The following is a 13,993-nucleotide window of genomic DNA, read 5'->3' as shown; positions in this document are numbered from 1 at the left end:
ATAGCCCAGATAGACAGGAGGAGAGAGGCATGCATAGATTCACTTTGAAAAGTAGACGGCTAGCGGCTCTCGCTCTCGCTGGAGGGTTGCTGTTCATCGCTGTGGTGGTATGGATGATTTATAGTGCCGATAGCGGCCCCAAGCTCACGCTTGCCGAAGCCGAGCAAAGGGTGCTTAACACCTACGAAGGGAGCGTTGTAGACAGCCGTCTGCAAGGAGCTGACTTTGTGGTATTTCTAAAAACGGGGCAGGGTTTGTACGAATTGATTGTAAGAAGAGACAGTGGGGATATCGCGGAGATCCGGCGGTTGGAGGATTACGCCCAGGAACCGCCAACCGGGGGCGATGGTCCTGAGGGCACCGTCCCTGAGGGCACTGTCCCTGGTAAGGATGATCTGCCTACCGATCTCACTGCTCCTGGGGGTGAAAATGCCACGGGAGACCCTGGAACCGCACCGCCGTCGACCCATCCGGATCACAAGCCGCCTGGGAGTGAAGGTGCCCAGGAAGGGGGCGCGTCCACCCCGGGTACGGACGGGTTCCTCTCGGAGAAGGAGGCGACCGGGCTGGCATTGAAGACTGTGGCTGGCCTTGTGAAGGATATCGACATTGAAGAGGACGGCGGGACGCGATATTACCTGATCGAGATTGAGACTGCGGACGGCCGCGAGGCCGAAGTACAGCTGAATGCTGCTTCCGGTAAGGTAATCTCCGTAACCTGGGATGATGATCATGATGATGATACCGACGACGAGGATTCCTAATAAGCTTTTTTATCATCAAATTCTAATCTTCTTGTAATGATTCTCTTAGATTGCCCGGGTAAAGTAGTAATCGTACCGAGGATAACCGGGTTCCCGAAGAGAAAGAACTAGAAGAAATGAAGGAGATGAATTCGGATGAGGAACAAGAAATCATGGATGCTTGGAGTCGGACTGGTGGTGGCGTTGGCAGGCACGAGTGCGGTGGTAGCTGCGGAGGCTGCGACAGCCTACATCGGCAAGGAAAAGGCGAAGCAGATTGCGCTTACGGAAGCGCCCGGCAAAGTAACGGACGTCGACTTGGAGCGCAAGCGCAGCGTGGTCTACTATGAGGTAGAGATTGACCGGCAAGATAGCGGGCGTGAAGTGGATGTTCATGTAGAGGCTGTGACCGGCAAGGTGCTGAAGGTAGAAAATGACGCTGATGATGATCGTAAGGTAACAGCTGCGGCGGCAACAGCTACGGCGGCAACTGGTAATGGGACAGACACAGCTTCAAAGCCCGCAACGTCAACCAAGTCTATCACGAAGGAGCAGGCCGTCACATTGGCCGAGCAGGCAGTGAAGGGCGAAGTTCTTCGCGTCGAGACGGACTGGGATGATGACGATAAAGAATATGAGGTTACGCTGAGAACCGCCTCCGGTTATGCCGAGGTTGAGATATCGGCTTCTACCGGCAAGGTACTGGATATTGATCATGATGATGATGACGACTACGATGACGACTACGATGATGATCATGACGATGATTATGACGACGATAGAGATTAAGGTAATACCTCCAATCACGCCCTGGCGTGGTTGGAGCCAGAAGAGGGTGTCCCAGAAGTCATCATAAGATGAACTGAGGGACACCCTCTTTCATTACGTCAAATAAAAAGAAACCGCTCTTTGGAAAATGGAGGTATCACCCAACCATAGACCAAAAAGGAGACGGTTTCTTTGTGCATACTTGGTCTAACGGACATTTTGTCTCCTTACGGTCCGCCTTTGGATGAGCCAGAATTGTAACGGACATTTTGGCTGCTAAGAGAGTAGCATCGAGTGAACCAGAGTCGTTTGAGCATCCTAAGCGCCCGAAATGTCCGTTAACCCTTCCAATAATGAGAAAAAGTCTGCTAAGCGTCTAAAATGTCCGTTGGAGAGTTTAAAGTATTCGACAGCGAGCATCAGATGGCTAATCAGAGAGTCGGTATTGAGCCGGAAGGAGTGGTGATGCCCATTTTATGTTCCAGGTTAAGACGAATCTCTGCACCCATCCAAGTAAATCATTGACATTTTTGACCGGAATAGCATATAAATAAAATAATAAGTAGTAAGTAGTAAGTAGTAAGTAGTAAGTAGTAAGTAATAAGTAGTAAGGGTAAGTAGCAAGTAAACCTGGAAATCAGTCAGAATCCGGATTGAAGTCTATCTTGAAGAATGGAGAGATGGAAGATGGCAGATTTGAAATTGGCCGAGATCTTTGCATTGATCGCGCTGAATGCGCAGCGGAGCCTGGAGCTGACGCTTGCAAAAAAGGCGGCGCTTCGCTGCATGGCAGCCGCGGTAATTCTCGAGCTTCATCTGGAGGGGGAGCTACAGCATCCGGAGGCTCAATGTAGCTTGAAGCAGGATAGGGCTGGCGGACCGCAAGAATGGATCTACCGGAAGGCGGTGATAGAGCCCTTGGTGAACGGTAAGCGGGAGTTGAACCGGGAACTGCTCTGGTGGCTGCATCAGGCATCCCGTCTATCCAAGAGAAAGCTGGTTCGATTCGAACGAAGCATCGCTGATTCCCTTAAGGAGCGAGAGCTGCTGGAAGAGATTCCGCATCTGCTCGGCTGCGATTTGTACTTTCACTCTTCCGGTGTGTCGATTAAGGAGTATCGGAGCAACCTGGAGGAATACGCGAGGATTACGGAGTATTTGCGCGCCGATGTGCTGGAGGACGGGAGAGCGGCGGAGCAATCGGTGTGCTTGCTGTGGCTGCTGCGGGAAAGCGGCTGTATGCATGATTTATTTTCGCGAAATGAACTGGAGCAGGTTACCGGGAAAATGGTTAATCTGATGCAAAGCGATCCTTTGGCCAAAGTCATGTACCCGATCCGGATTCGCCGCGGCCTTGAAGCCGCAGCCAAGCAATTCCTGCAATTCAAAAAACATACCGTAGCGACGCAGACCGGCAGCGGGGTAAACTTTCTGTTCCCGATTCTTGAGCGTTCGCAGGCGGTATTCATTGATACGGAGGCGATGCTCTCCGGTCCTGAAACCCGTTTGAAGGACGTGCTGGCACGGCTTGAATCCAAGGGGCATCGGGTGCAGGTATTGCGTACCGGACAGAATCCGCTCCTTAAAATTGATAATCTGGTCTACGAAGCGATTCCGCACGCAATCTACGGAAGGGTGCCTATCCACGGGGTTCGTCTGCTTCCGAAGCACCCGGTTTAAAGGAGCGTACTCATGTCCAGACAACGTTCCATGGAAGCGATTCTGGCTTCCGAATATGTATCGATCGGCGAATTGACGCGGCTGACCGGGGCGAGATACAGTACGCTGAAATTTTACACGGAAGAAGGCATGCTGCCATTTGAGCAGGCCGAGGAGAACCTGACGCGAAGATACCTTAGAGAAGCTACGGTGGAGCTAATTTTCCGGATCAAGCAGTTGAAGGCCGACGGTCTGTCGATTCCGCAAATCAAGGCGGCGCTAAAGGAAGAGCAGTAGCGAACTTACGCCAAGATGAGACGACTAAAGGCGCTTCATGCCAAAACCGGTGCATAATTTAATTTAATTCATACTTGACAGGTGTGAATAATAGGTTTAATATATGGAAAAATCGTTTAGCACTCATTATCTTACAGCTAAGAAATAAAGCGACTAAGCAGCCGATCGGTTCACCGAAGGCTCTCGAGGGTTTCCCTGCATGGGAATCCTTCGGGAGCCTTTTGACGTTTGGCGGTCAGAGCAGAAAAGATACGAATCGAAGGTGAGGGAGGGTCATCGAAAAAAGCAGAGAGGTATGGGAGCAACTTGAGGAGGCGGATTGGCTGTTCCGAAAAATGGTCAGGAAGTTCGTCAAGGAACGGGACAAAGTGGAGGTGGAAGGCATTTCGCTTCCAGGCCTTCTGGTCCTGCAAAAAATGTGCCGGGAAGGGAAGCAGCGACTCGGCGATTTGGCGGAGGAGCTTGATTTTACATCAGGTGCTGTGACCGGATTGTGCGACAAATTGGAAAAGAAGGCTCTAGCCCAAAGGATCCGGAGCGGAGGTGACCGAAGGTCGGTCTGGCTGGACATTACGCCTAAAGGCAAGGAGTTCGTCCGACGAAATCGAAATGTCGGGCTGCACGGGATCACGCTCCTGTTTGCGGACATGACGGAAGCCGACCTGGCGGATATCCATCGTCTTTTTAAATTGCTTATTGAACGAATCGGGCAATACTCGGAAACGCTCAATCTGCTTGCGAAGGGCAACGCCAAACCGACGGATGAGGATGACAATCACAGGCAAGGAAAATATTTATCTTATTAAAGAGGAGCGATCAATTTTATGGGACATCCGACGATTTATCCTACAGGGGCAACGGTTTATAACCCGGACAAAGCATGGAGCGGGTACACCATTTTTCAGGCGGCCGATCTGGGTGCGTTGCTGATTGATATGAGCGGCAGGGAGGTTCACCTATGGAAAGGGCTGCGAGGCTTTCCGAACAAATTGCTTCCGGGCGGCTACGTGCTTGGGAGCACGGCCGAACGGGATCCGAAGCACGGCTTCCAGGATGAAGCTGATCTCGTCCAGGTCGATTGGGACGGGAACATTGTGTGGCAGTTCAACCGGCATGAATGGATTGAGGACCCTGGACACGAGCCGCAATGGATGGCCAGGGCGCATCATGATTACCAGCGCTCCGGCAATCCGGTAGGCTATTATGTCCTCGGCGCCGATCCGAAAACCGCTGAAGGCAATACGATCATCCTCGTCCATAAAAATGTGCATAATCCGAAAATATCCGATAAGCCCCTGCTGGATGATTCGATTCTGGAGGTGGATTGGGAAGGCAATATCGTCTGGGAATGGAACTGCCATGAGCATTTCGATGAGCTCGGCTTCGACGAGCAGGCCAAAAATGTGCTGTTCCGCGATCCAAACACACGGTATTTCGGCTCCGGGGCCGGGGACTGGATGCATATCAACTCGGTTTCCGTTCTTGGACCGAACCGGTTCTACGACGCCGGGGATGAACGGTTCCATCCCGATAACCTTATTTGGGACGGCAGAGAAACTAACATTATCGCGATCATCGACAAAAAAACCGGCAGCATCGTCTGGAAGCTTGGCCCTGACTATTCCGCTCCGGAGTACAGACATTTGGGCTGGATTATCGGTCAGCACCATGCTCACTTGATTCCTCGGGGACTGCCCGGGGAAGGCAATCTGCTCGTGTTCGACAACGGCGGATGGGCGGGGTATGGCTCGCCGAACCCGGCGTCTCCATTCGGACAGAAGAACGCGGTCCGCGACCATTCCCGCATCCTGGAGATCGATCCTTTGACGCTCGAAATCGTATGGCAATACACGCCGACCGAAGCCGGGTTCCTGGCCCCGCTGGATTCGTACCGCTTTTACAGCCCGTACATCAGCTCCGCGCAACGGCTTCCGAACGGTAACACGTTGATTACGGAAGGGGCGGACGGCCGGATATTCGAGGTGACACGGGAGCATGAGTTAGTCTGGGAGTATATTTCTCCTTACAAAAATAAGCGGAACACGAACATGGTGTATCGTGCGTACCGTGTTCCTTATGCTTGGGTTCCTCAGCTGCCGAAGCCAGTCGAGCAGGCGATCGAGCCGCTGGATGTAGCGAATTTCCGGGTTCCGGGAGCGGCAGGGAAGGGAGCGGAGTCCGTAGTCGTAGTTAACGGGACGTTCTCTTACGGAGATGGAGCCGCTTGTGTTGCCAGCATAGATGAAAGGCCCAACCAGGATTAGATTCTATAGGAATTGAAGGGAGAAGAAGCCATGCGGAATTTTATTCACAAAAACAAGAGAAGTTATTTGATTACTGCCTTTATTTCAATCCTTATCCTGATCGCCGTGCTGCCTGGCTGCGGGTCATTTGTCAGCGGAGGGGCCGCTGAGTCCGGAACTAAGGACCGGGCGGAGGCCGTCAAGCTGAACATCGCCGATATTTCCTCCAATCCGGTGCTTCGTGTCGCCAAAACAAAGGGCTTTTTCGAGAGAAATGGCATTGATGCGACGATCGTCAATTTTGCTACTCCGGCCGAAGGGATCAACTCGCTGTTTATCAAACAGGCGGATATCGGCTGGGGAGCTGATTTCCCGATTTTGAACGCGGTCAGCAAAGGGGAGTTTTCGATTGTCGCTTCGACCGGTACCTCGACGGATCGCAATGCTCTCAAGTGGCAGTTGTTCGTTCGGGATGAAATCAAGCAGGCCGGCGATTTGGAAGGCAAAAACCTGAGCTTTATGCGGGGGACGTTCCTTACTTATCTGTGGGATGTATTTTTGACCGAAAATGGTGTTGATCCGAAAAATGTCACGTTGACTGGTCAAGGCGGTTCTGATGAAGCGTATATCGCTCTGAAGAACGGCGAGGTCGATGCCGCCTGGGTAACGGGCGCAGTAATGCTGCAAAAGTTCGAGGAGATCGAAGGTGTACATGTGCTAACGGACATGGCGCAAACAAGCGTACGGATCGGCGGTCAGATCGTCGTCCCGGATAAGCTGATAGAGGAGCATCCCAAGATGGTTGCTAACTTCCTGAAGGCTGTAGATGAAGCGTCCCAATTTGCGAAGGAGAATCCGGATGAAGTGGCGGATATTTTGTACGACGAAGTCAAACAGCCGCGGGAAGCGACGTTGAAGGATTTGTCGGAAAGCAATTGGAACATTGATTTTACGCAGGATGCACTCGACAGTTTGAACCGTCAGAAAAAATATATGGTGGAGAACGGAATCATCCAGACGGACTTCGAGCTCGCGGACAAAATCAATCTTGAATTCTTGAAAGAAATACTTCCGGACCGGGTAACGGCCACCCCATAGAGAGGAGGAAACCGCATGTCATTGGCCCTTCAAAATCAGAAGGACTCGTTCGGAGCGAACCGGACAATTACGATTCAAGGCCTGAACAAAAGCTATGGCGAGCATTCCGGCGCTGCAGGCGGCCATATTCATTACATTATCAAGAATGTCGATCTGGTCATCCATGGCGGTGAATTTTTTGTACTGCTCGGTCCGAGCGGCTGCGGCAAATCGACACTGCTCAATATGATCGCCGGCTTTATTTCCAAAACGGATGGACGGCTCCGAATCGGAGACGCTGAAATCGACAAGCCCGGACGGGACCGGGCAGTCGTCTTCCAGCAGGCGGACTCCTCGCTTTTTCCCTGGCTGACGGTCCGGCAGAACGTTGAATTCGGTCTGAAGATGAAAAAGGTGCCCAAACGGGAACGCAGAGCTATATCGGATCAGTACATCGATCTTGTCGGACTAACGGGCCATGACGACAAACTGCCCAGAGCACTGTCAGGGGGAATGAAGCAGCGCGTCCAATTGGCCAGGGTACTGGCCAATGACCCGGAAATTCTGCTCATGGATGAACCGTTCGGTGCGCTGGATGCGATGACCCGTAGAACGATGCAGAAGGAACTCGTGCGGATCTGGAGTCAGACGAAGAAAACGGTCGTATTCGTGACGCATGATATCCAGGAAGCGATTTTGCTGGGCGGGCGGATCGGCATCATGTCGCAGGGCCCGTCCTCAAAGATTTCGCATATCTACGAGATTCCGCTGGATTATCCCCGGGATGTGTCGGCGGCGGAGTTTTACGAATACTACAAGCAAATTCAGGCGCATTTTGACGAGTAAGGGGAAAGAAGCTATGACGGTATGGTGGAAAAGAAAATGGGCTGGCCTGGTTCTGCTCTGGATTGTTGTTCTGGCAGCATGGCAAGGCGGCGCGCTGGTCTATGGACCGGAGGTGGTACCCAGTCCCCTGCAAACGATAAAGGGAGCGATTGAGCTGTTTAAAGACGGTTCATTGCAAAAATATATCGTCGTCAGCTTTGTCCGCGTTCTGAGCGGCTGGACACTCGGCAGTCTGATCGCCATTCCGCTCGGCATTATCATCGGCAAGGTGGACGCGATTCGCCATTTCGCCGAGCCGCTGTTGAACTTCATCCGATTTATCCCCCCAATCGCTTTTATCACGCTGTTTCTGGTCTGGTTTGGCATCGGAGAGCAGTCCAAGATCGCGCTCATTCTGTATGCGACTTTGTTTATCGTCATGATGAACACCTTGACAGGCGTTCTGTCCGTCGAGGAGGACAAAATCCGCTCCGCCCGCAGCATGGGCGCTTCGGAATGGCAAATCATCGTTCATGTGATTGTGCCGGCTACGGCGCCCTATATATTCACCGGAGTCCGGCTCGCGATGGGGACCTCCTATATGGCGATCGTCGGCGCAGAAATGATCGCCGCGAACGAAGGGGTCGGCTTCTTGATCTGGAATTCACGGCTGTTCTTCCGCACGGATTGGATTTTCGTCGGCTTGATTTCACTAGGCTTGATGGGCTTTATCACTGACCGATTGTTCGGCTGGTTCGGCAGTAAAGTATTATGGCGGTACGGAGTCGTTAGTTCGTCCACGATCAAACGGTAAACGCGGAGAGGGGCAGCAGCGTGCTGCTCCTTTTTCGTCAAATGAAAAACCGCCTGTAATTAGGCGGTCTACCTTGAACTATCGTTACCCGTTAACGGATTCGCTGTTAGATACCGGGAAGTGATTCTCAATCCGGTTTATATCCTCTTGGTCTAATTCCCAGCCGAGAGCATTCAGATTATCAACGATGTGTTCCTTGCTCGCAGCTTTAGGGATCGTAACTAATCCTTGCTGTCTTAACACCCAGTTGATCGCCACTTGATAGGCTGTCTTGCCGTACTTGGCTCCTATGGTGTCCAATGTGCTTCTCTCTGGTGTGCCCGCTTCAGGGAATCCCTTCCCGCCAAATACATGAGGAGCAAATCCAAAGGGCGAATATCCCATAATGGTTATTCCGTTCTCTTTTGCAAAGGGTATAATCTGATTCTCTATGTTTCTATCGTTTAAGTGGTAGGGCAGTTGATTGCATACCAAGGGTACATTTCCAAGATGATGCTGGGCTTCTTGCATTAATGGAATGGAAAAGTTGCTCACACCTACATATTTGACTAGTCCCTTGCTGACTAATTCAGCCATGGCTCCCATGGTCTCCGAAACCTCATATTGTTCGCTTGGCCAATGTTGCAGATATAGATCGATGCGGTCTGTTCTTAAACGTTCCAAGCTTGCCTCTGCTGCTCTAAGCACACCTTTGTAAGAACAATTTTTAGCAGACACTTTAGTTACAAGGAAAACATCATTTCTGATATCATGGATGGCTTGACCAACCACCTGCTCAGATCCGCCCCCCGCATACTCTTCAGCCGTGTCGATCAGTGTCAATCCCTTTTCAATCCCAAAACGCAAAGCCTCTATTTCGTCTTTCTCTTGCTGCTTATCTTCGCCAAATTTCCAGGTTCCTTGGCCAATAGCCGGAATGCTTACTTCTGTGTTGCCCAGCTTACGATATAGCATCTACATCATCTCCTGAGAACAAGATTAATAGCTTATCCATATGCTAACACTTAACGTTATCGAAAGGAAATAATCTAGTCCCAGTCCGAGTATTAAAGATATTCGCATTTGAATTGCGAAAATTCCGCCAAAGAACCTTCCCCATAAGCATATAAACCGATGAGCACGCCTGTGAATCCTCCAGCAACCTCAGAGGAAAGGTATCTGGTTTGTGCCGTACCCAGGGAGATATCCTTGCCGTCTTGGCGAAGGAGGAAGCTATAGCGCTCATGACTGGACCGTATAATCAGCGTAGCCCGGTCCCCGCTCCCCAGGCCGACTTCATGCTCAATGGACTTGATATCGCCGATATTCAGCCGCTCGATCACCTTATATCCATTCTCGTCTTTGCGTACAGCCAAATCATAATGATGATTCTCATCCATATAGAGTGTAATGCCGGCCTCGCCGCTTGTAAGCTGGACATCGCAGCTGATCTCAGCGTTGAAGTCCTTTTGGCGGAGACCAATAAATGTTGGGGATGCCGGAGTATCCAGCGATACGTCGGTCCCTTTGAGCCGCAGCCTATCGGACTCAAGCAGATAATTCTCTGCGGCAGGATGACGGAGATAGCACCAATCCAGATTCCAAGCCGTATTCTCGAAAGTAAAGGTCTTTTTCTCCTGCTGGATGATGTGACTTGGGATTCGATCGGTCTCAACACTTGACAGCGTAGTCCCGTTATGTCCTGCCGTAAACCAGCCGTCCTCGCCAAAAGTAACCGGCGTAAGGAAAACTTCCCGGCCCAGGTGATGGTAGGTAAGCCATCGGCCGGTTTGACGGAAGCCCAGATGGAGCATCCACCAATTCCCCTCGTGATCTTGAATAAGATCGCCATGGCCCACACCCTGCAGTTCATAACCGCCCAGGTTGCGATTGGTCAATACGGGATTGTTCGGATAGGCTTCGAATGGACCCGAGACAGCTTCTCCCCGGGCATAAACGACCATATGGCCATATTCCGTCCCGCCTTCAGCCGCCATGAGGTAATACCGGCCATTTATTTTATACATATGAGGGCTTTCCAGGTATCGTCCGCCCGTCCCTTGCCAGATCGAACGGCTTGGCGACAGCTTGCCGCCCGTCTTAATATCAATCTCGCACTGCACAACACCGCCAATCCCGTTGTCGTCCGTTCCGTTGCTCATAAAGAAGACCTTGTCATCTTCAAAATACAAGTCGGGATCGATTCCTCCTTGATCCACATAAATCGCTTCAGACCATTCCCCGTAAATATCGTCCGTCCAAACATAGAAATTTTGATGCGTAGTGTCGTTGGTTGTGGTCATATAGAAGCGCCCGTTGTGGTGACGGATCGTCGGAGCGAATACTCCGCCCGAGCTACCCACCTCACGAAGCTGAATCTGGCTCTCTCTCGTTAGACAATGACCGATTTGCTTCCAGTTAATCAGGTCCTTGCTCTCAAATATCGGAACGCCCGGAAAATACTGAAACGAACTGCAAACCAGGTAATAGGTATCGTCTGCTTTACAAACGCTGGGGTCCGGATAGAAGCCTTTGATCACCGGGTTATTGTACTTCATCATATCCACCTCTTTTATGAATTCATGTATATAGAAATTTAATGGGGTAGTCCCTATAGAAGATGAACAAAATGCAATTCATATATTCATCTTGTATAAGGAGATTAAACAACATTGGCTTAAGGCATGCAATGAGATAAGCTAGCTGGTTCCTGATAAATCTTTTAGATTAACATATATGTGATTTCAATGGACGAGGACAGGAGATGAGAGAGATCATTAAAGCGAACGGGGAACCGAAGTAGATGAGTCTCTTCCCTTTTATAATCCACTCTAATCATAATAGGACGTATTAATTATTGCATTTTATTTAAATATGACATACTATATAACCATTAACTTTCCAATTTATGAAGATGGAGAGGAGGAGCAGGCAATACTGCTGCGAGCAAGCGGCACAAATCCGGAAACGGAGGGATTTATATCAAGCTGACATCACGCCAGTTGGAAATTGTGAAAATCGTGAAAAAACATGCCCCCATCACCGGTGAGCAGATCGCGGAAATGCTGAATTTGACGCGTCCGACGATTCGTTCGGACCTATCGGTTCTGGTGATGCTCGATTATATCGATGCCAAGCCGAAGGTAGGGTATTTTCTGGGTCAAAGAGCCCAGACAGAAAACGGAAACATGCAGCATTTGCTGGAAATGAAGGTTGGCGACGTTCATGGCGTACCGGTAATCGTTCGTGAAACAACAACAATTCAGGAAGCGGTGGTGACGCTGTTTCTTGAAAATGTCGGACACCTGATCGTGACGGATGAGGGCGGCCTGCTCTCGGGGATTGTCTCGCGCAAGGATCTGCTGAAAGTTACGCTCGGGAATGCCTCGGCATCGACGATGCCGGTGAGCTTTATTATGACGCGGAAGGCCAACATGATTACGGTTCTGCCTGATGACACGGTGCTGGAGGCCGCCCGGAAAATCATCGCTTACCAGATTGACAGCTTGCCTGTCGTGGTCCCGGCGCCAAGCGGCATAGAAGGGGAATGGAAGGTCGTAGGGCGGATCTCCAAGACGAATATCATTAAAATGCTGCTCGGAATAGTAGCAGAGAATTAACGGGAGGAATGGGATGAACCCGGAACAGGCTCACTTCATAGTAATTTGCTCGGACTCGGTCGGTGAGACTGCGGAAGCGGTCGTACGGGCTACACTTCGACAGTTCGAGTCGCCGAATACGGAAATCAAGCGGGTTATGAACGTCCGCACGGAAGACGAAATCAGCGCCGTGATGGATGAAGTACATCAGCGCGGCGGCTTCGTCGCCTACACGCTTGTCCAGCCGGAGCTCAGAGAAGCAATTCGGGAAGAAGCGGTCAGGCTGAATGTTCGAGCCGTCGACATTATGGGGCCGATGATGCAGGCGTTTATTGACACGTTTAAGGATACGCCGAAGCGGCTGCCAGGTTTGCTGCATCGACTGGACGAGGATTATTTTCGTCGGGTGGAAGCGGTGGAATTTGCGGTCAACAATGATGACGGCAAAGACGTGGGAGCGATTCTGAAAGCTGATCTCGTCCTGCTGGGGGTCTCCAGGGTATCGAAGACGCCGCTGTCGATTTTTTTGGCGCATAAAGGATTCAAGACGATGAATTATCCTGTCGTTCCCGAACTGGCCCCCCCGACGCAACTCAGGGAGGTCTGCAGCTCGAAGCTCGTCGGATTGACAATCGATGCGGAGCAGCTGGTCAATATCCGGGCCGAGCGGCTCAAGTCGCTGGGCCTGCCTGACCAGGCTCACTACGCTTCATTGGATCGGGTGCGGCAGGAGCTCGCCTACGCGTTAGACCTGTACGAATCGCTGGGCTGTCCCATTATAGACATCACAGGAAAGGCGATCGAGGAGACGGCCGTATTTGTTATGAAGCAAATCAGACAAAGATAAATTGGAGGGAGAACGATGGAACGCCATATTGCTATGGAATTAGCGCGAATCACGGAGGCAGCCGCACTGGAGGCAGCCTGCTGGACGGGAAGAGGCGACAAACACAGCGCAGACGAAGCAGCAACGATGACTATTCGGAGAATGTTTCATTCCGTAGACATGGACGGGACCGTCGTGATTGGCGAAGGGGAGATGGATGAGGCGCCGATGCTGTATATCGGAGAAAAGGTCGGCAGCCGTCGTGGCCCGAAAATTGATATTGCCGTCGATCCGCTGGAAGGAACCGAGACGGTGGCAAATGGGCTGAACAACGCGATTTCCGTAATCGCCGCCGCTCCGGAAGGAAATCTGCTCCATGCGCCGGATATGTACATGGCGAAGCTGGCGGTTGGGCCGGGGCTGGCCGGGCGACTCTCGCTGAACGACCACATCAGCGTTACACTGGCCAAAGCGTCAGAAATTTTACAGAAGCAGCTATCCGAAATGACCGTGTCGATCCTGGATCGGCTGCGCCATCGGGAGATGATCTCCGCTTTGCGCGACGCGGGAGTGCGGATCAAACTGCTTGGGCACGGCGACGTGATGGGAGCCATCGAAGCTGCGGTGGAGAGCGAAGTGGATATGTATGTTGGCTCCGGGGGAGCTCCGGAAGGCGTACTGGCCGCGGCGGCGCTGAAATGCCTTGGCGGAGAAATGCAAGGGCGATTGATTCCGGATACGACCGAGGAGTATGAACGGTGCATAGGGATGGGCATGAAGGATCCGCTGAAGCTGCTCACGATGGACGATATGGTGGGACAGGGGAACGTGCTGTTCGTCGCAACCGGCGTAACGCAGGGCGATTTGCTGAACGGAGTGCGCTATTTGTCGAACCGAAGGGCCGAAACCCATTCGGTCATAATGCACTCCTTGAACAGAACAGTGAGCTATTTGCGCACGATTCATCATTTGAGCGGGGCGAAGATCGGGAACATAGCTGAAGCGGCGATGTGATCGAAATAACAGTCCTAGAGAAAACTCCCTTATTGCAGGCGGTTTGCTAATGCAGACCGTCTCCAGCAAGGGAGTTTTTTATTTATAGCGAGTCCGATCACCATACCTAATTTTTGCCTCAGCCGGAGTATGCTTCAACCGCCATGAGG

General features: G+C 51.5%; 14 protein-coding genes. 12 read left to right on the top strand and 2 right to left on the bottom strand.

Going from position 1 to position 13,993, the window contains the following annotated elements; translation table 11 throughout:
* The first annotated feature begins 29 nt into the window (after positions 1–29).
* The 9 genes from KI362_RS02845 to KI362_RS02805 all read left to right on the top strand — a co-directional run bounded on the left by KI362_RS02845 (position 30) and on the right by KI362_RS02805 (position 8,426).
* Positions 30–764 (top strand): PepSY domain-containing protein, encoded by a 735-nt coding sequence (locus tag KI362_RS02845; protein ID WP_301624724.1) that lies wholly within the window; start codon positions 30–32, stop codon positions 762–764.
* Between the two features lie 135 nt (positions 765–899).
* Positions 900–1,532 carry a PepSY domain-containing protein gene (locus KI362_RS02840; protein WP_301624722.1) on the top strand — a complete coding sequence of 211 codons (633 nt, stop codon included), beginning with the start codon at positions 900–902 and terminating at the stop codon, positions 1,530–1,532.
* A gap of 666 nt (positions 1,533–2,198) precedes the next feature.
* Positions 2,199–3,191, top strand: coding sequence for a hypothetical protein (locus KI362_RS02835; RefSeq protein WP_301624721.1), 993 nt, complete (start codon positions 2,199–2,201; stop codon positions 3,189–3,191).
* A 12-nt stretch (positions 3,192–3,203) separates the two neighbouring features.
* Entirely contained in the window at positions 3,204–3,467 is a 264-nt protein-coding gene (locus KI362_RS02830) for a helix-turn-helix domain-containing protein (protein WP_301624718.1), read from the top strand.
* Between the two features lie 335 nt (positions 3,468–3,802).
* The gene (locus KI362_RS02825; protein WP_301624716.1) at positions 3,803–4,273 is read left to right on the top strand and encodes a MarR family winged helix-turn-helix transcriptional regulator; all 471 of its coding nucleotides are present in this window, start codon (positions 3,803–3,805) and stop codon (positions 4,271–4,273) included.
* Positions 4,274–4,291: 18 nt separating this feature from the next.
* The gene (locus KI362_RS02820; RefSeq protein ID WP_301624714.1) at positions 4,292–5,731 is read left to right on the top strand and encodes an aryl-sulfate sulfotransferase; all 1,440 of its coding nucleotides are present in this window, start codon (positions 4,292–4,294) and stop codon (positions 5,729–5,731) included.
* A 30-nt stretch (positions 5,732–5,761) separates the two neighbouring features.
* The gene (locus KI362_RS02815) at positions 5,762–6,808 is read left to right on the top strand and encodes an ABC transporter substrate-binding protein (RefSeq protein ID WP_301624713.1); all 1,047 of its coding nucleotides are present in this window, start codon (positions 5,762–5,764) and stop codon (positions 6,806–6,808) included.
* 15 nt (positions 6,809–6,823) lie between these two features.
* Positions 6,824–7,633 carry an ABC transporter ATP-binding protein gene (locus KI362_RS02810; protein WP_301624711.1) on the top strand — a complete coding sequence of 270 codons (810 nt, stop codon included), beginning with the start codon at positions 6,824–6,826 and terminating at the stop codon, positions 7,631–7,633.
* Between the two features lie 13 nt (positions 7,634–7,646).
* The gene (locus KI362_RS02805) at positions 7,647–8,426 is read left to right on the top strand and encodes an ABC transporter permease (protein ID WP_301624709.1); all 780 of its coding nucleotides are present in this window, start codon (positions 7,647–7,649) and stop codon (positions 8,424–8,426) included.
* A gap of 84 nt (positions 8,427–8,510) precedes the next feature.
* Here the strand turns inward: KI362_RS02805 and KI362_RS02800 are convergent, their stop codons facing one another.
* Together KI362_RS02800 and KI362_RS02795 are read right to left on the bottom strand one after the other, a co-directional pair.
* Positions 8,511–9,380, bottom strand: a complete 870-nt coding sequence (locus KI362_RS02800) for an aldo/keto reductase (protein ID WP_301624708.1) — start codon at positions 9,378–9,380, stop codon at positions 8,511–8,513.
* 92 nt (positions 9,381–9,472) lie between these two features.
* Positions 9,473–10,963 carry a glycoside hydrolase family 43 protein gene (locus tag KI362_RS02795; RefSeq protein WP_301624707.1) on the bottom strand — a complete coding sequence of 497 codons (1,491 nt, stop codon included), beginning with the start codon at positions 10,961–10,963 and terminating at the stop codon, positions 9,473–9,475.
* Positions 10,964–11,407: 444 nt separating this feature from the next.
* On the opposite strand from KI362_RS02795, the gene KI362_RS02790 reads away from it, so the two are divergent.
* Genes KI362_RS02790 through glpX form a run of 3 tightly spaced genes read left to right on the top strand, consistent with a single transcriptional unit; the run spans position 11,408 to position 13,844 of the window.
* On the top strand, positions 11,408–12,025 hold the full coding sequence (locus KI362_RS02790) for a helix-turn-helix transcriptional regulator (RefSeq protein WP_301624705.1): 618 nt from the start codon (positions 11,408–11,410) through the stop codon (positions 12,023–12,025).
* A gap of 13 nt (positions 12,026–12,038) precedes the next feature.
* Complete coding sequence (locus KI362_RS02785; RefSeq protein WP_301624704.1) at positions 12,039–12,851, top strand: pyruvate, water dikinase regulatory protein; 813 nt, start codon at positions 12,039–12,041, stop codon at positions 12,849–12,851.
* Between the two features lie 15 nt (positions 12,852–12,866).
* On the top strand, positions 12,867–13,844 hold the full coding sequence (glpX, locus tag KI362_RS02780; protein ID WP_301624702.1) for a class II fructose-bisphosphatase: 978 nt from the start codon (positions 12,867–12,869) through the stop codon (positions 13,842–13,844).
* Positions 13,845–13,993 lie beyond the last annotated feature (149 nt).

Source organism: Paenibacillus apis (assembly GCF_018333295.1).
GTDB classification, from domain to species: Bacteria; Bacillota; Bacilli; order Paenibacillales; family Paenibacillaceae; genus Fontibacillus; species Fontibacillus antibioticophila.
The sequence above is the reverse complement of the archived record's forward strand: the minus strand, read 5'-3'. Positions and strand labels throughout refer to the sequence as shown.